Here is a 16,861-nt window from a genome sequence, read left to right on the forward strand (position 1 = left end):
ACCCCGTCAGGCCGAAAGGCCGGGGAAGCCCTCCGCGGCCTTTCGCGTCATCAAAGCCCCCGATCGCTGTGGCGCGGGTCGGTCAAGAAGTGGCATGGAGATCTTCTAGTAGTTACAGAGCGTAGATGAGAGGAGACTCCTCGTGGCCATGCTGGAACGCATGAGGGCCTATTCGTTGGACGACGTTCACGCGACCCGGAAACGAAAAGACTCCTGGTGGACCGTTTTCCTGGTCGACCCGGTGGCGTGCAGGCTCACCCTGCTCGTCGCCAACCACACGTCCATCACCCCCAACGGGCTCACCCGCTTCTCCCTGATCCTCGGGATGTGCTCGGCGATCTGCTTCGCGTCCGGACGGCTGGTCGCGGGGGCCCTGCTGTTCTACGTGAGCTTCATGGTCGACTGCATGGACGGGAAGATCGCCCGGCTCAAGGGGACGGGGACCGCGTTCGGGCTCTGGCTCGACTACGTGGGAGACCGGATCAGGGTGGTGTGCTGCGCCGCCGGCCTGGCGTCCGGACAGTACGTGGCGACGGGGGACGTCTCCTACATCCTGCTCGGCGCCGGGGTGGCCGTGCTCGACCTGTTCCGCTACGTGAACGCGCCGCAGATGAAGCGCGTGCGCGAGGTGGTCAAGGAGAACCGGCTCGGGCGCCTGACGCCCGTCGAGTCCGTGGTGACCGTGGGACACCCCAGGCCCGGGGAGGCGACGGTGGCCGCCGGGCACACCGTCCACGCGGGACATGCGGGACACGCGGGACACGCAGGACATGCGGGGCACGTCAGGCCCGTCGAGGTCATCACGCCGCGCGAGCCGATGCGCGTCGCCGGGTTCGAGGACCGGGACGGGAACCCGGACGAGGGCCGGGACGGGAAACGGGCCGGGCGGCCGGGGGGCCGGGGGGGCAGGCGTCCGAAACTGCCCCGCAGGTTCGGCCGCCTGCTGGCCCGTCACCGGGTGCGGACCCACCTGATCAGCGGTATCGAGTTCCACGCCGCGGTGTTCGTGGTCGCCCCGCTGATCGGGCCGGTCGCCCTGGTGCCCCTCTCGGTCGCGGCGGGTGTGCTGCTTCTGCTGAACGAGGTCGTCCTGATCTATCGAATGTGGCTCTTCGCCCGGGTGGTGCCCGTCATGCCGCTCGTGCAGAAGGCGCCACGCGTATCTGTTTGACCAAGCTTTACGGGGGTTCGTTGTCATGCAGTCCGACCGTCCGATCTTCGTGATCGGTTGTCCGCGTTCCGGCACCACGATGTTGCAGCTGATGCTGCACTCGCACCCGCGCATCGCGGTGCCTCCGGAGACACGGTTCGTGGTGCCCGGCTACTACCGCAGGTTCTCCTTCGGGGACCTGCGCGAGGAGCGCAACCGGCGCAGGGTCGGCCGGTGGATCGTGAGCGACAAGGACACCAAGTTCAAGGAGCTCAAGCTCGACGGGGACAGGCTGATCGACGACATCGTCGCGGGGCCGCCCACGCTGGGGTCGGCGATGGGCATCACCTTCCGCTCGTACGCCGAGCAGTACGGCAAGAGCCGCTGGGGCGACAAGCGGCCCAGTTACTACCACCACGTGGACCTGCTGATGAGGCTGTTCCCCGATGCCCAGTTCGTGCACCTGATCAGGGACGGCCGCGACTGCGTGGCGTCGCTGAAGGAGATGCCCTGGTACACCAAGGACGTCTTCCACGCGGCGGTCAACTGGAGCGAGGCGATCGACTACGGCCGCCGGCACGCCAAGAGGCTCCCCGCCGACAGCTACTACGAGCTGCGCTACGAGGACCTGACGGCCTACCCGGAGACCGAGCTGAGCAAGCTCTGCGACTTCCTCGGCGAGGACTACGACCCGGCGATGACCGAGCCGTACCACGTCGCCAGGGTGGCGATCCCGCAGCACAAGGTCTGGCACAGCAACACCCACGGCGACGTCACGACCGCGCGGGCGGGCTCGTGGAAGGCCAGGCTGGAGCCCTGGGAGATCTCGGTGTGCGAGACCGTGCTGGCCGACCGGCTCACCGCCAACGGCTACGAGCTGAGCGGCGCGCCCAAGGCGAGCAAGGCCCACGTCCAGGCGTGCGAGAAGGCGGCGTCCAAGCGGCGCTGGGCGCGCAGGCGCAAGGAGTTCCGCGACCGCGTCAACCGGTTCCGCGAGCCGAGCCCGGTGGCCGCGAGGCTCACCAGCCGGCAGCTCGGCGAGCTTGCGAAGGTCTGACATGACGTCCGATCGCCCGATCTTCATCCTGGGCTGTCCCCGTTCGGGGACGACGATGCTGCAGCTGATGCTGCACGCCCACCCGCGCGTCGCCATCCCGCCGGAGACCCGGTTCATGGTCTCCACCTACCAGAGGCGACTGCAGTTCGGTGATCTCAACGACGCCGCGCACCGCCGCGAGCTGGGCGAATGGGTGGTCGACCGGCGCCAGACGCGCTTTCACGAGCTGGACCTGGACCGCGACGAGGTGCTGGAGCAGATCGTCGACGGGCCGCCGACGCTCGGCTCCGCGCTGGGCATCGTGCTGCGCGCGTACGCGGCCAGGCACGGCAAGCCGCGCTGGGGCGACAAGCGGCCCTCGTACTTCCAGTACACCGACGTGCTCCTGCGGCTGTTCCCCGACGCGCAGTTCGTGCACCTGATCAGGGACGGCCGCGACTGCGTGGCGTCGCTGAAGGAGATGCCCTGGTACAACGGGAGCGTCTACAGCGCGGTGTCCGCCTGGGCCGAGGCGATCGACTTCGCCCGGCACGGCGCGCCGAAGCTCCCCGAGGGCAGCTACCACGAGCTGCGCTACGAGGACCTGACCGCGGAGCCCGAGGCCCACCTGCGCAGGCTGTGCGAGTTCCTCGGCGAGGACTTCGACCCCGCCATGTGCGACCCGGGCGCGATGGCCGACATCGCCGTACCCGCGCGCAAGACCTGGCACGCGCGCACCTTCGGCGAGGTGACCACCGTGCGGACCGGCTCGTGGCGCGACCGGCTCGACCCCGGCGAGGTCTCGCTGTGCGAGAGCGTGCTCGGGGACCGGCTGGAGACGTACGGGTACGAGCTCACCGGCGCGCCGAAGGTCGAGACCTCGCGGATGGTCTCCTACGAGCGGACAGCGGCCAAGCGGAAGCTGGCCCGCGTCAAGCGGGTCGCGTTCGACCGGCTGATCCGGCTCCGCGAGCCGAACCCGATGGGGGCACGGCTCACCTCCGCCCAGATCGTGATGGCGGGAGTGCCGCTGCCGCGCAACGAGCCCGTCGCGGTCAGCGGGTGACCTGCTCGAACAACGCCTCCCACCGGTCCAGGACGCGGTCCGGGCGGAACGCCTCGACGTGCGCGCGGGCGGCGGCTCCCAGCCGCCGCCGCTCCTCGGCCGAGGCCATCAGCCCGGCGAGCGCGGCGGCGAGCGCGGCCACGTCGGCCGGGGGCACCAGCACCCCGGTCCGCCCGTCCAGGACGAGTGACCTGAGGCCGCCCGACACGTCGAACGCCACCGAGGGCACCCCGTAGGACGCCGCCTCGCCGACCACCAGGGGCAGCCCCTCGTGCTCGCTGGACAGCGCCAGCACCGACCCGCCCAGGTACTCGTCCCCCATCAGGGCGGCGGGCACCGCGCCGCGGAACACCACCCGGTCGCTCACCTCGCACGCCGCCGCGTGCGACAGGAGCCGCCCCCGCTCGACCCCCTCGCCGATCAGGTGCAGCTCCCAGTCCTCACCCGCCGCGCGACGGGTCTCCACGAGCTCCGGGTGGACTCCGGAACCCCCGGGAGCCGGCCGGCCGCACGCCTCCGCGAAGGCCGAGATCAGCCGGTCGAACCGCTTCACGCCCTCCAGCCTGCCGACCCCGAGCACCCGGCGGGCGGTCAGGTCCGCGGTCCGCGCCGGCCAGGCGGGCAGCGGGTTCGGGATGGACCAGGTGTTGGGCAGCAGCGCGTGCTCGGAGAACAGCCACGCGTCCTCCTCGCTGAGGAACACCGCCTTCTCCAGGGCGGCGTAGTGGCCGCGGACCGAGCCGAGGTGCCAGGATCCCCGCGCGTGCTCGTACGAGCCGTGGTACTGCCCGATCGGCAGCAGCCCCTCGGGCAGCAGGTTCCCGATCCGGGCGACCACGCCGGGCGAGGCGAGCACCGCGAACCCCGGCCCCACCTCCCGCAGCAGCCTGCCCAGCGCCCGCCGCTCGCGGCGCCTGCCCAGCCGCGAGAGCCTTCCCACCGGAGCGCGGTGGATCACATGGCTGGTGTAGCGCGGCCTTTCCACGTAGCGGAACGGATTCTCCGCCCGGTGCAGCCCGATCACGTGCACCTCGCGGCCCCGCTCGGCCAGGCCCTGCGCCATGGTGTGGGTGACCCGCTGGACGCCGCCCAGGGTGTCGGCGTCCATGCACGCGAACACCACCGCCCCGGTGCGCCCGCCCCCCGTACGCCCGCCGCTCACCGCGGCCGTCCCGGCAGCGGCAGGCGGCTCGGCTGCCGCGCCCTGGCCGGGGCGCGTTCCCGCACGCCGGCGGGGCGGGGGGCCTGGGCGTGGGCGGGAGGGAAGAAGGCGTCCACGATCCTCGCCGAGGCATGGCCCTTCTCGTCGGCGCACCACGTCCTGCGGAACGCGATGTACCTGGAGGCGAACGCCGCCGTCATCCCTTCGAGGTCGCGCAGCGCCTCGATCAGCTCCTCGGTCGTGGTCAGGCAGGGGCCGGGGGCGATCGAGGGCAGGTCGTGGTAGACCCCGCGTTCCACCCTGCGGTACTCGTCCCAGTCGTCGATCAGGAACAGCATCGGCCGTCCGGTGACCGCGTAGTCGCACATCAGCGACGAGTAGTCGGTCAGCAGCGCGTCCGAGAGCAGGATCAGGTCGTTGACCTCGGGGTACGATCCCGCGTGCCGGACGAAGTGGCGCAGGTGCTCGGGCACCTCGAACCGCTCGACCGGGTGGGTCCGCAGGACCACCGTCCAGTCGCCCGACAGGGCCTCGGCCATCGAGGCCAGGTCGGCCCTGACCGACTGCCCGGACCCCTTGGCCCGGTCGCGGTAGGTGGGGGCGTACAGCAGCACCCTGGACCAGTGCGGGATCTCCAGTGCCGCCCTCGCCCGCCCGGCCGCCTCCCGGTCGCCGTGCACGAGCACGTCGCAGCGGGGCGAGCCGTGCCGCAGCAGCCGCCCCCGGTAGCCGTTGGAGGGGACGAAGATCCGCTCGAACTCGGCGCTGGGCGAGACCAGCGCGTCCCAGCGCTCCACCGCGGCCCGCCAGGTCGCCCTCGGCCCGTCGAAGTCGGCGCGCAGGTCGGGCGCGTCGAAGCCGACCGACTTGATGCCCTGGCCGTGCCAGGTCTGCAGGTAGCGGGTGCCCGGCGGTTTCGGGTAGGCCAGCGGCATGCCGTGGCTGTCGACCCAGTAGCCCGCCCTGGCCATGGTCCAGATGTGGCGCCAGCTCATCCGCCGCACCGGCGTGACCTCGGGGGGAAGGTTCCCCTGGGGTTCGGCAACCGACCACACCACCTTCAGCGGCGTGTTGCGCCGCCTGAGCTCCTCGTAGATGTACCGCGGGTTCCCGGTGTAGCCGGTGCCGACGTCGGACTCGAACAGGGCCAGGTCCGCGCGCGGCGGCAGCACTGAGATCAGCCCCTTGTAGACGCGGAGCTTCACCTCGGGCCCGCCCACCTTCCGCAGCAGGCGGGTGGCGGCCCGCTTGAGCCTGGGCAGCTGCCGCAGCAGCCCTTGACGGCGCCAGAGCACCCGCAGGAACGCGGCGGACCCCTCCGCCTTGACGACGACCTCGTGCCACAGGACGGTCGTGCCGAACGACGCGGTGCACGGGTCGACGAGCAGGCGGTCGGAGGTGACCCGCCCGTCGGGGTTGACGATCTCGATCACCGGGTCGTAGCGGCCCTCGAAGCCCAGGCGGCCGTGGCGGATCGCGGCGAGGTCGATCGTCGCCTCACTCGTGTACCCGCCGTCGCCCTCCCGCGGGCGCGGGTCCAGCCGTACCCGATGGTTCCTGAACCGCAGGAACGCGGTCCAGCCCGGCGTGGCGGCGAGCACCCCGAACGGGTCGTACGTCGTGATCGCCAGCCTGATCAGCGGGCCCTCCCCGGTGACGACCGCCTCGTGGCGCAGCCGGGAGGCGCTGTAGGGGAGCTCGGCCATCCGGAGCGAGGTGATCTCCCGTCTCTCGTCGGCGACGGTGCCCCAGTAGGTGCGCCCGCCCTCCCGTACGGCGACGCGCGGCGGGGCCTTCGGCCCGTTCAGCGACCGGGCGGCCACCAGGAGCTCGTCGGGCCTGCCGTCGAGGATGAAGCTGCAGCAGACCCGCATGAGCGGGTCGATCGTCTCGAACACCGCAGGGTCGAGCTCCGCGAGGTAGGGGTGGATCACCGAGACGAACTCCTCGATCCACGCCGGGTCGCGCGAGGGCAACGGGTTGAGGTAGACCCGCAGGTCCTGGCGGATGAAGCGGCGCTGCCGCTCGTGCACCAGGTCGCCGAGGCCACCGAGGCCACTGAGGCCACCGAGGCCACCGAGGCCACTGTCCCGCAGGATGTCGTCGCTCAGCCGGGCCGCCCTGATCCTGGAGCGGACGTTGGCCATCTCCGTCAGGCACAGTGAGATCGACAGCCGCTCGTCGCTCTCCGCCGAGGCCCGGTGCCAGAGGTAGACCACCCAGGGGACCACGGCGAACCGCCGCGCCGCGCAGTACAGGGCGGTGCTGAAGACGTGGTCCTCGTAGTGCATGTCCTCGCGGAACGGCACCCTCCGCAGCAACTCGGCCCGGTAGAGCTTGTTGGTGCTGAAGGAGTCGAGGAACATCTCCGGTTCCCGGGCGATGCCCTCCACCGTCCTGCGCCTGGTGAACAGCGCGGGGTAGTAGCGCGCGGTCTTCCCCGTCTGCTCGTACAGCCTCGCGATCTGCCCGGTGACGAAGTCCGCTCCGGTCCGCTCGATCTCCAGCAGCATGCTCTTGCAGGCGTGTCTCGTCAGCTCGTCGTCGCTGTCCAGGAACATCACGTACGGCGCCCGCGCCGCCGCCACCCCCCTGTTGCGCGGCACCCCGCAGCCACCGCTGTTGACCTCCCCGCGCAGGTAGCGGACCCTCGCGTCCCTGCGCTGCAACTCCCTGGCCACCTTTCCCGTGCCGTCGGTGCTCGCGTCGTCCGCGATGATCACCTCGATGTTGCGCAGGGACTGCCGGAGCGCGGACCGCACGGCCCTGGCCAGCCGCCCGGCATCGTTGTAGGTGATGACCACAACGCTGCATTCCGGGATATTGATCACGATCCGAGGTATTCCCGAGAAAAAGTAGCCAGTTGTCCTACTTGTGCACTGATGACACTGTTTTTGGGGTTGTGTGAAAGTCAGGGAAACAGGCCGGTACGGCGCTCGGGAAGGCGGACGGCGGGGGAGCGCGGGCGGGTGAGAAAACACGGAAGGGTAGGGCGACCGGCGGGCAAGAAGGGATGTCTTGTCCTTCCGGCAAGGGGGCCCCTTGCATGATCACTGTTTCTGACGCGGCCTCGGTGGCCGACCGGGAGCGGTTCGCCACCGTTTTCGACGCCCACTACGAGGAGATCCGCCGTTACATCGGGCGAAGGCTCGATCTTGACATCGCCGAGGATCTGGCCGCGGAGACGTTCCTGATCGCCTTCCGCCGGCGCGACCGGTTCGACGCCGCCAGGGGTGGGGTGCGGCCGTGGCTGTACGGCATCGCCACCAATCTGATCGGCCGTCATCGCCGGGCCGAGATCCGCCGCTACCGGGCGCTGGCCAGGACCGGGCCACCCGCCGACGACGACGGTCATGACCAGCGGGTCGCCGAGCGGGTCACGGCGGGGGTGACGGTCGGGCGACTGTCGGGGGCACTGGCGCGGCTGTCCAAGGGCGAGCGCGACGTGGTGCTGCTGATCGCGTACGGAGGGCTGACCTACGAGGAGATCGCCGAGGCGCTGGGCGTCGCCTACGGCACCGTGGCCTCCCGGCTCAGCCGGGCCAGGACCAAGCTGCGCGACGCGCTGGGAGTTGAGGTCCGTTGAACGAGTTCCAGATCGTCGACCGGGTGATGCCGGACGTCCCGCCGTCCGAACCGGCGAGGGTCGCCGCGATCAGGGCAGGGATCCTGGAGAGCGGGCCCCGCGGGCGGCGGCCCGGGAGAACGTACGGGAGAGGCCTCGCGACGCGGTTCGAGAGGTCGCGGCGTCCCGGCCGGTTCGGATGGATGGTCGCGGCCGTCGCGACGGCCGCGGTCGTCGCCGCCGTCGTGGTCGTGCCCCGGCTGGGGGAGACCACCGAGCCTCCGGTGTCCCGGCTGGAATCCCCGCCGCCCGATCCCCGGCCGTCGGCGACCACCTCGCGGAAGCGCGCGTCGAGTGACCCCAAGGGGGTTCTGAAGGAGATCGCCGACCGGCTGGCGGCACGATCCGAGTCCCCGAGCGGTCGGTACTGGCGGGTGAGGTCCCAGACCACGAAGCGCAGGTGGGTCGAGGCGGCAGTCGACCGATCCATAGATTACAAGATCGTCGATCACACGGTGGAAACGCTGTGGCTGAGCTCGGGACGACCTGTGATCGAGGAGAGAAGGTATCTGGGCGCCGAACCGTCCACACCGGAGGACCTGGCTCGATGGAAGGAGAGGGGCTCACCCAGGCTGTGCGAGTACGGTGTGCCGTGCCCGCCCGGTGAACCCGCCCGGAGCCCGACGCGGTATCTGCTGGACGCGCACGGCGAGTCGAGCGTTCACCTGGTCGTCAAGGATCTCTACCGGGAGCCCGAGGACTCCATGCGGCTTCCGGCTGATCCCAAGAAGCTCAGGACCACGTTGCTCACGTCCGCGCCGGTCTTCAAGAAGAGGCGGGGACCCGGCTACGTCAGGGACGTCGAGACGTCGCCCGACTTGAAAACCAGGGATGAGTGGCTCTCGAGCGCGGCCCTGAACACCCTCCTGTGGACGCCGACCTCCCCGGCCACCCGCGCGGCCGTTTACCTCATGCTGGCGGACCTTCCCGGCAACCGCGTCTCCGCCTCGGAGAGCGAGGTGAAGTTGATCGTGTCGACAGGCAGAAGGGGGGCGGAAGAGCACCTCGTGATCGACAGGGGGAAGGGCGACCCGAGCGCGCTCCTCCTCGTGAGCTTGAGGACGGACAAGCGGGCTCCCGCCACCCTGAGCAAGGAGACGGGTCTGCTCCCGGCGAACGTGGAGACCGTCTTCGCGTTCGAGGAGATGGGCTGGACCGACGAGGCTCCGCTGCTGCCCGAGGGGTGTGTGCGGGGAGCGGGCCCGGAGAAGTGTGCCCGCTAGGGCGCGTATCCGTCAGCGCAGGGCGCGGCGGATCAGCCAGGCGAGCAGGACGAGGGCCGTCAGCGCGGCGACCAGCGGGGCGACGCGCTTGAGCAGCGGCATGCCCGCCACCTCCAGGAGGTTCAGAGCCTCCTCGTCGGGGCTGAGCGAGGTGCGCGAGGTGCCCGCCGGGTGGCTCTGACGGGACTCCTCCTCCTCGTCGATCACGAGGCCGGCCGGCGTCGGCACCGCGCTGAGGTGACGCTCCGGCCCGCCCGGGACGCCGGAGCCGTTCAGGTCCTCCGGGCCGCCGGGGCCGCCCAGCCCGGACGCCGCCGCGCCCTGGTCCGTGCCGCCGGACGCCGCCGTGCCCTCGTGGCCTCCCGCGCCGTGACGTGTCGAGCCCGCCGGGCCGGGGAACGCCGAGCCGGTGGTGCCGGGGCTCTCCTGGCCGGAGGCCGTCGAGCCCGCGGGACCGGTGGACGCGGCGGGTGCGGTCGTGGAGTCGACGGGCTCGCGTGAGTCGTCGGAATCGGCGGGGCGTGCCGGGCCGGGACCCCAGGTCTCCGAGACCGCCGGAACGTCGTCGTCCGAGGCCGATCCCGCGGACACCGGCTCCCGCTTCGCGGGTGCGTTCCAACCGCCCACGCCGGCCGTCCCCGCAGTCGTCTCGGCGGCCGTCTCCACGCCGGGGCCCTCGCCCAGCAGTCGGGAGAGGCCGGCCGCGAACCTGTCGACCAGTTTCTCGCCGACCTCGGTCATCACGCCCCGGCCGAACTGGGCCGGGCGGCCGGTCACGTCGAAGGAGGTGTCGACGGTGACCCGGGTGTGCCGGCCCTGCGGGTGCAGGCGCGCGACGACCGTGGCACCCGCCGTGCCCGGGCCCCTGGCCTCCTTGCCGGAGGCCCTGATGGTCATGGAGTGGGTGTCCTCGTCCACCTTCTCGAAGGCGGCGCGGCCCTGGTACGTCACCGTGATCGGCCCGATCCTCATCTTCATCCGGCCGGTGAAGGAGTCACCCTCGACCTTGTCCACGGCGGCTCCGGGCAGGCAGGGCGCGATCCGCTCGACGTCGAGCAGCACCGGCCACGCCTGGTCGACAGGTACGGGAACCGTGAACTCGTGCTCGAATCGCATCGCCATCGCTGCGCTCCTCACCGCTTGGCCGCTGTCGCGACATTACGACTACACGGGGGCGTACTGCCAGTATGCCGCCCTGAAGCCCGGCCGGACCTCCTGCGGCGGTCCGTGTCCGCACTCCAGTTCGGTGCCCGCTCCCTGGTACTGCCCCCGTTGGCGGGGACGATGCGCCCGCCGCGCCGCGCCCTCAGACCGGCGGGTTGTGACGGGAGTACTCCGCGCGTCCCCAGCGGAGCGGGCTGGCTCCCCGTACGCGGACGATCCGGTCCACCTCGAACCGGACCAGCCGCTGCGCGCCCGGGACGTCTCCCGGATCCCAGTCGACCTGGGCACGCCCGGTCAGGTGCAGGGCGTCGCCGCTCTCCCAGTCGAGGAAGAGCAAACCGCAGCCGTCGTCCAGTTCCAGGTTTCCCAGCGTCATGTACATGGAGTTGCCGACGTAGTCCGGCCAGACCAGCCGCCGGTCGTCCAGTACCCGGACGAACCCGGGGTCGCCGCCCCGGTGTGACAGGTCGGCGCCGAGGCCGGGCGCGGAGGTGGCGACGAAGAACGTGTCGGCGCCCTCGATCCACGCCCGGTCCTCGTCGCCGAACACCGTCCCCGAGGAGAAGCCGGGGGAGGCGGCGGAGGGCTCCCCCGGCTCGGCCGGTTCCGCGACGATCTCCCGCGCCTGGATGTACTTGGGACAGTTGGCGTACGCCTGCTCGGTACGGACGATCAGCCGCCCGCCCTCCCGCGAGACCGTGCCGTTGACCCGCATCCTGCGCCTGCTCGACGGCTCGATCGCGAGCATCCCGATCTGTCCCCCGTCCAGCCCCGCCAGCGGGTCGTGCTCGCCGGGAACCGCGTCGATCACGACCGTCCGCTCGTCCGGCGCCCGGGCGAAGCCCTCGGGCCCGGTCAGGGCGGACGCCCACAGGAGCCCGTCCCGCCCCCTCGCCCCGATCAGCAGCATCCGCTGCCGCCCCAGGAACTCGGCCGCCACCGCCGGGATCTCCGGCCGGGTCCTGGCCGAACCCAGCGCCACCGCGCGTACCCCGGCCCTCCGCTGAACCGCGAGCTCTCCTGCGTGCTCCACGATCGTTTAGAAGAAGCCGCAGGTGGGGGCGGCGGCGACCGGTACGGGGGAACCTTCGGCGCCGGTGGGCGCGTAGATCTCCAGCCGGATCCCGTCCGGGTCCTCGAAGAACACGCCGCCGGAGGACGCGCCCTCGCGGTGCGCCACCACGCCGTCGTGGTGGAGCGTGGCACCGGCCTCCCTGATCGCGCCCTCGGCCCGGCGGACCGTCTCGATGTCCGGAGCCTGGAAGGACAGGTGGTGCAGGCTGGGCAGGCCGGTGGCGAAGCGGCCCTCGCTCTGCTGCCAGAGGGTGAGCACCAGCGTGCCGTCGAGGCCGAGGAAGGCGTACCGGCGGCCCGCCTCGCCGGACTCGCCGAGGACCTCGAAGCCGAAGATCTTCACGTAGAAGTCCCTGGACCTGTCGAGGTCGGAGACGTTGAGGCCGACGTGGCCGGTCTGGAAGGTCATCTGGTCTCTCCCTTCAGCTTTCTAACGGTTGGTTCCGTTAGTTTGACTGAAGGCAAATCTAATGCAAAATTGTCAGTTTTCCCATTATAAATATATGACGTAAATCACACCTGCGAGAATCCAGGCATGAGATCCACCGGTCGGGGCGGTGAGATCCACCGGTCGGGGCGTGAAAAGGGAGAACCGGCCGGGCGGGGTCAGCCGTCGCGGTGCTGGTGGTAGTGGCGGGCCGCGCGGGCCCGGTTGCCGCAGCCGACCGAGCACCACTCCTGCCGGGAGTGCTCCTTGAGGAAGTAGAGCACGCAGCGCGGCGCGGGGCAGGTGCGGAGCCGCTCGCGCAGGGGCCCGGCCAGCAGCTCGATCGCCGACGTCGCCAGGGCCGCCCGGATCCGCGCCGACTCCGTGGCACCCCCGTCCGGGACGGTCCGCGCGCGGGGGACGTCGTCGGAGGGCCACTCCAGCCGCGCGGCCAGCGGCACGGCCAGCGCCGCGGCGTTGACCAGGTCGAGCGACTCGGCGAACCCCGGGAGCCGGTGCGCGTCCGCGCTGCTCGCGGGGCCCGGCCGCACAGCCCTGGCGAAGAGCGCCCGCACGGCCTGCCGCAGCTCCACCACCTCGGCACGCAGCTCCTCCGAGGCGAGGAAGCCCGGGTCGATCCCCAGCTCGGCGGCGTGCGCCCGGCCCCACGCGGTCATGCCCTCGACGTCGGCGAGCGTGTCCGTCAGACCGGCCCGCGTCGCGCGGACGGTGCTGACGAACTCCAGGGCCGGCATGCTCCGACTCTAATGCCTGGTCTGGCCTTTTGCCGTGAGGTCCTGCCGTCGCCGGCGATCGCCGGGACGGAACACCTAGCGCCGGATGGCCTTGGCCAGGATGGCGACCAGGCCCGCGAAGCCCAGACCGCTCACCAGGACCATGAGCATGACCAGTGGCTGGACGGACGGCTCGCTGATGAAGACGATGCCGGCCGCGATGAACACCACCCCGCTGAGCAGGGCCATCCAGTCGGTGCGGTGCACGCGGCGGCGCTCGGTCCTGTCGATGTCAGGCCGCACGGCGCACCTCCACGTCCCCGAGGCCGGCCTTGATGTTCAGCACGATGGTGGCCACATCCCCTTCGGGGAGCACCTCGGGCTCCAGGATCTTGTTGTGCTGGATGTCGGCCCCGCCCTCCACCGCATGGTCGATCTTGACGTCGCCGAACCTGGTGGAGCCGTTCACCTCGGCCCTGGCCGTCGGGGGCAGGATCACCCTTATCTCGCCGACCGAGACCGAGGCGTTCACGACGGTCCGCGAACCGGGGGGCAGGACCAGGTCTCCCAGGTCGAGGCTGCCCTCTCCCACGTCCACCGAGTAGGTGCGGGCCACTTCGGACAGGGCGGTGGGCCGCCAGGTGTAGTCGCCGAACTTCTTCGGCACGCCGCCCAGCGTGGACCCCGCGATCAGGGCGAGCGACAGGACGGTGCCGGTCGCGACCAGCCCCGCCCCCCGGCCGAACCAGGTGGCGACCAGCAGGCCGGCGCCGATGACGACGAGTACCGCGCCGCCGGCGACCGTCATGTTGACCGATCCCGAGGCGGACTGGATCGCCACGATGATCCCTCCAACGATGATGGCCAGGAAGATGGTGATGCTCCCGACGAGCGATCCGCGCCGTCGCGGCCTGGGCGGCGCCACCACCGTCCCCAGGTACGCGGACGGGTCGTAGGGGGAGTAGTGCTGCTGCCGTCTCCGGGGATCCAGAGGCTGGTAGGGGCCATAGGGCGAGAAGGGTTCGCCGGAGGAGTCGAACAACGGCCTCGCGGCGCCGTACGGGCCCGGCGGGGTGTCCCACGGCCCGTGTTCCGGCGGCCTGGCGGGACCCGGGGGCATGCCCGGCGCCTGTCCGGCACGGTCCTCGAAGGCGGGCGCGGGCCGGGTCCCGGGGGCGGGCGGCGGGGCCGTCGCGGATCCCGGGCCTGCCGCGCCCGCGTGCGGTTCCGCGACCGTCGCGGATCCCGGGCCTGCCGCGCCCGCGTGCGGTTCCGCGACCGTCGCGGACGCCGGGCCTGCCGCGGGCGCGTACGGCTCCGAGACCGTCTCGGCGCCCGGCCGGCCGGCCGGAGACGCGGCGGCCTGGGTGACCGGATCCCGCCCGCCGACGGGACGCTGCCCGGCGGGGGCGCCCGGCGCCTGGGCGGGCGAGCCGGGCCACCGGTCGGCCGGGGCCGGGGACGGGGCGCGGTGCCTGCGCAGCCGGTCGGGCAGCGACCTCGCCACGGCCAGCAGGTCGACCCCGCGGGAGTGGGCGGCGAGCAGGGCGATGGCGAGCACCGTGCCGACCACGATCGTGCCGGTGCCCACGCCGTCCGAGGAGACGTTGACGATCAGCCCGAGGGCGAACAGGCCGGCCAGCAGGGTCAGGACCGTCTCGCCGTCGAAGTCGCGCCGGATCCACTGCTCCAGGTAGCCGGGGCCGCCGTCGGTCTCGCGCATCAGCAGGAACGCCGCGATGTAGAGCATGATGCCGATTCCGGAGCCGAGCACCAGCACCGCGAAACCGACCCGGAGCACCACGGGATCGATGCGGGCGTATCTCCCCAGGCCGGCGCAGACGCCCGTGAGCATGCGCCCCTCGTTGCTACGCCTCAGATCGCGCTCTTCGAAGGGGGAGGAGGCGGACGGCGAGCTCGCCGGATCCTGGGCCCGCCCGGTGTCGTTCATGTTCCTCATCGTGGCCTTTCCCGGCCCATGACGCATCCGGGAGACCCCTGAGTCGTCCCGGAGAGGGCAGGTCTCTCTCAGGGTCGCTTCAGGGGAACGCCTGATGCACTGGCAGGCTGGTTCATGTGACGATGCTGACGATATGGCTGACCGACAGACAGTTCGCGACGCGGCGCCCGTGACCTCCGAGGACGCCCCCTTCCCCCGCCTGGTGAGACCGGTGGAGGGGCGGCTGGTCGCCGGGGTGGCCCAGGGTGCCGCCGCCCAGCTCCGGCTCGACCCGGTCGTGCTGCGGCTGGCCTTCGTGCTGCTCACCGTCCTGGACGGGTTCGGCGCCCTGGCGTACGCCGCCCTGTGGATGTTCACCCCGCGAGAGCCGTACGAGGGCAGGGAGCCGGGGAGGGACTGGAGCCAGCTCACCGCGTACGCCGCGATCTGGCTGGCGCTGATTGCCCTGGGCTGGCTCACCGGCGCCTCGGGCGCCGGGATCGGGGCCTGGCCGATCGCCGTGGGCGGTATCGGCTCGCTGATCCTGTGGCAGCAGGCCGACCCCGACCGGCGGCAGCGCTGGATGAGCAACACCGTCGGGCAGGTCCGCCAGAACCGGGTCCGCACCTTCCTCGGGCTCGTGCTCGTCGTGGTCGGCGCGATCGGCTTCCTGGTGGCCAACGACGAGCTGGGCAACGCGCGTCCGGGGATCATGTTCACCCTGGTGGTCGTGGGCGGTGTCGCGCTGATCGCGGCGCCCTGGCTGGCCGCCCTGTGGAAGGAGCTGCAGCGCGAACGCCGCGAGCGCATCCGGCAGGAGGAACGCGCCGAGGTGGCCGCGCACGTGCACGATTCGGTGCTGCACACCCTGACGCTCATCCAGCGCAACGCCCAGGACCCGCGCGAGGTGATGCGGCTGGCCCGCTCCCAGGAGCGGGAGCTGCGCAACTGGCTCTACCAGCCCCAGCAGGACGCCGACGCGTCGGTGGCCGCGGCCGTGCGGCGGGTCGCGGCCGAGGAGGAGGACGCGCACGGGGTGCCGATCGAGGTCGTCTGCGTCGGCGACGGCCCGCTCACCCCCGAGCTGTCCGCGATGATGCAGGCCGCGAGGCAGGCGATGGTCAACGCCGCGAAATACTCCGGGTCCGAGGTCGTCTCCGTGTACGCCGAGACGGAACCGGATGAGGTCACCGTCTTCGTCCGGGATCGGGGGATCGGGTTCGACATGGACGATGTGCCCGAGGATCGTATGGGTATCCGCCAGTCGATCATCGGCCGGATGGAACGCCACGGGGGCAGCGCCCGTGTGCGGACCGAGCCCGGCGAGGGCACGGAAGTGATGCTGACCATGAAGCTGGAGAAGACGTGAGCGGCGAGCGAGCCACGACGCGGCGAGCCGGGGCCCCACCCCCGGGATCGCGACGAGCCGGAGAGCGGATCCCGGGACGACCTCCGGGATCGCGGCGGGCCGGAGAGCGGATCCCGGGACGACTCCCGGGATCGCGACGAGCTGGAGAGCGGCCCTCGGGACCGCGAGGGGAAGAAGTCCGATGAGTGTGGTGAAGGTCCTGATCGTCGACGACCACCGCCTGTTCCGCTCCGGCGTGCGGGCCGAGCTGGGCGACTCCATCGAGGTGATCGGGGAGGCCGAGGACGTGGAGTCCGCGGTCAAGGCGATCGCCGCGCTGGCGCCCGACGTGGTCCTGCTCGACGTGCACATGCCCGGCGGCGGCGGCCAGGAGGTGCTGCGCCGGGTGCTCGGCTCCGGTTCCACGGTCCGCTTCCTCGCCCTGTCGGTCTCCGACGCGGCGGAGGACGTCATCGGCGTGATCCGGGGCGGTGCCAGGGGATACGTGACCAAGAACATCAGCGGGCGCGAGCTCACCGACGCCGTCCGCCGGGTGGCCGAGGGCGACGCGGTCTTCTCCCCGAGGCTGGCCGGGTTCGTGCTGGACGCGTTCGCCTCCAGCGAGGCCCCGCCGATCGACCCCGAGCTCGACTCGCTCACCCAGCGCGAGCGCGAGGTGCTGCGGCTGATCGCCCGCGGTTACGCGTACAAGGAGATCGCCAAGGAGCTGTTCATCTCGGTGAAGACCGTGGAGACCCACGTCTCGTCCGTGCTGCGCAAGCTGCAGCTTTCCAACCGCCACGAGCTTTCCCGCTGGGCCACGGCGCGGCGCCTGGTCTGAGTCCCCGGCGTCCCCGGCGTCCCCGGCGTCCACGACATCCTCACCTCGCGGACTTCTGTACGAGCAGTTACT

At 71.6% G+C, this 16,861-nt stretch carries 15 protein-coding genes; 7 read left to right on the plus strand and 8 right to left on the minus strand.

Features of this window, described 5'->3' with window-relative positions; all coding sequences use genetic code 11:
• The first annotated feature begins 160 nt into the window (after window positions 1–160).
• Genes AB0F88_RS07755 through AB0F88_RS07765 form a run of 3 tightly spaced genes read left to right on the plus strand, consistent with a single transcriptional unit; the run spans window position 161 to window position 3,252 of the window.
• Window positions 161–1,171 (plus strand): CDP-alcohol phosphatidyltransferase family protein, encoded by a 1,011-nt coding sequence (locus AB0F88_RS07755; protein ID WP_362678616.1) that lies wholly within the window; start codon window positions 161–163, stop codon window positions 1,169–1,171.
• A gap of 25 nt (window positions 1,172–1,196) precedes the next feature.
• Window positions 1,197–2,207, plus strand: coding sequence for a sulfotransferase (locus tag AB0F88_RS07760; RefSeq protein WP_362678619.1), 1,011 nt, complete (start codon window positions 1,197–1,199; stop codon window positions 2,205–2,207).
• 1 nt (window position 2,208) lies between these two features.
• Complete coding sequence (locus tag AB0F88_RS07765) at window positions 2,209–3,252, plus strand: sulfotransferase (protein WP_362678622.1); 1,044 nt, start codon at window positions 2,209–2,211, stop codon at window positions 3,250–3,252.
• Here AB0F88_RS07765 and AB0F88_RS07770 read toward each other — a convergent pair.
• Both AB0F88_RS07770 and AB0F88_RS07775 read right to left on the minus strand, forming a co-directional pair.
• A complete protein-coding gene (locus AB0F88_RS07770; RefSeq protein WP_362678625.1) occupies window positions 3,242–4,360 on the minus strand; it encodes a glycosyltransferase in 1,119 nt (372 codons plus the stop codon). The genes AB0F88_RS07765 and AB0F88_RS07770 overlap by 11 nt on opposite strands.
• A gap of 50 nt (window positions 4,361–4,410) precedes the next feature.
• Window positions 4,411–7,245: a CDP-glycerol glycerophosphotransferase family protein gene (locus tag AB0F88_RS07775; protein WP_362678628.1), complete on the minus strand. Its 2,835-nt coding sequence runs from the start codon at window positions 7,243–7,245 to the stop codon at window positions 4,411–4,413.
• Between the two features lie 215 nt (window positions 7,246–7,460).
• On the opposite strand from AB0F88_RS07775, the gene AB0F88_RS07780 reads away from it, so the two are divergent.
• Both AB0F88_RS07780 and AB0F88_RS07785 read left to right on the plus strand, forming a co-directional pair.
• Window positions 7,461–8,000 (plus strand): RNA polymerase sigma factor, encoded by a 540-nt coding sequence (locus AB0F88_RS07780; RefSeq protein ID WP_362678632.1) that lies wholly within the window; start codon window positions 7,461–7,463, stop codon window positions 7,998–8,000.
• On the plus strand, window positions 7,997–9,262 hold the full coding sequence (locus AB0F88_RS07785) for a hypothetical protein (protein ID WP_362678634.1): 1,266 nt from the start codon (window positions 7,997–7,999) through the stop codon (window positions 9,260–9,262). Before AB0F88_RS07780 ends, AB0F88_RS07785 begins: the two co-directional genes overlap by 4 nt.
• Before the next feature lie 12 nt (window positions 9,263–9,274).
• Here the strand turns inward: AB0F88_RS07785 and AB0F88_RS07790 are convergent, their stop codons facing one another.
• From AB0F88_RS07790 to AB0F88_RS07815, 6 genes are all read right to left on the minus strand, one after another.
• Window positions 9,275–10,384, minus strand: coding sequence for an SRPBCC domain-containing protein (locus tag AB0F88_RS07790; protein WP_362678636.1), 1,110 nt, complete (start codon window positions 10,382–10,384; stop codon window positions 9,275–9,277).
• Window positions 10,385–10,568: 184 nt separating this feature from the next.
• Entirely contained in the window at window positions 10,569–11,459 is an 891-nt protein-coding gene (locus AB0F88_RS07795) for a pyridoxamine 5'-phosphate oxidase family protein (protein WP_362678638.1), read from the minus strand.
• Window positions 11,460–11,465: 6 nt separating this feature from the next.
• Complete coding sequence (locus AB0F88_RS07800) at window positions 11,466–11,909, minus strand: VOC family protein (RefSeq protein WP_362678641.1); 444 nt, start codon at window positions 11,907–11,909, stop codon at window positions 11,466–11,468.
• Between the two features lie 197 nt (window positions 11,910–12,106).
• Window positions 12,107–12,682 (minus strand): ABATE domain-containing protein, encoded by a 576-nt coding sequence (locus tag AB0F88_RS07805; RefSeq protein ID WP_362678644.1) that lies wholly within the window; start codon window positions 12,680–12,682, stop codon window positions 12,107–12,109.
• Window positions 12,683–12,757: 75 nt separating this feature from the next.
• The gene (locus AB0F88_RS07810; RefSeq protein WP_362678647.1) at window positions 12,758–12,964 is read right to left on the minus strand and encodes a hypothetical protein; all 207 of its coding nucleotides are present in this window, start codon (window positions 12,962–12,964) and stop codon (window positions 12,758–12,760) included.
• A complete protein-coding gene (locus tag AB0F88_RS07815) occupies window positions 12,954–14,612 on the minus strand; it encodes a PspC domain-containing protein (RefSeq protein ID WP_362678650.1) in 1,659 nt (552 codons plus the stop codon). The genes AB0F88_RS07810 and AB0F88_RS07815 overlap by 11 nt, the downstream gene beginning before the upstream one ends.
• A 142-nt stretch (window positions 14,613–14,754) precedes the next feature.
• Here AB0F88_RS07815 and AB0F88_RS07820 point away from each other — a divergent pair, with 142 nt between their 5' ends.
• Both AB0F88_RS07820 and AB0F88_RS07825 read left to right on the plus strand, forming a co-directional pair.
• The gene (locus AB0F88_RS07820; RefSeq protein ID WP_362678653.1) at window positions 14,755–15,969 is read left to right on the plus strand and encodes a PspC domain-containing protein; all 1,215 of its coding nucleotides are present in this window, start codon (window positions 14,755–14,757) and stop codon (window positions 15,967–15,969) included.
• Window positions 15,970–16,150: 181 nt separating this feature from the next.
• Window positions 16,151–16,789, plus strand: coding sequence for a response regulator transcription factor (locus tag AB0F88_RS07825; RefSeq protein ID WP_362678656.1), 639 nt, complete (start codon window positions 16,151–16,153; stop codon window positions 16,787–16,789).
• The last annotated feature ends 72 nt before the right edge of the window (window positions 16,790–16,861 follow it).

Origin of the sequence: Streptosporangium sp. NPDC023963 (genome assembly GCF_040639135.1) — a bacterium.
In the GTDB taxonomy this organism is placed as follows: domain Bacteria; phylum Actinomycetota; class Actinomycetes; order Streptosporangiales; family Streptosporangiaceae; genus Streptosporangium.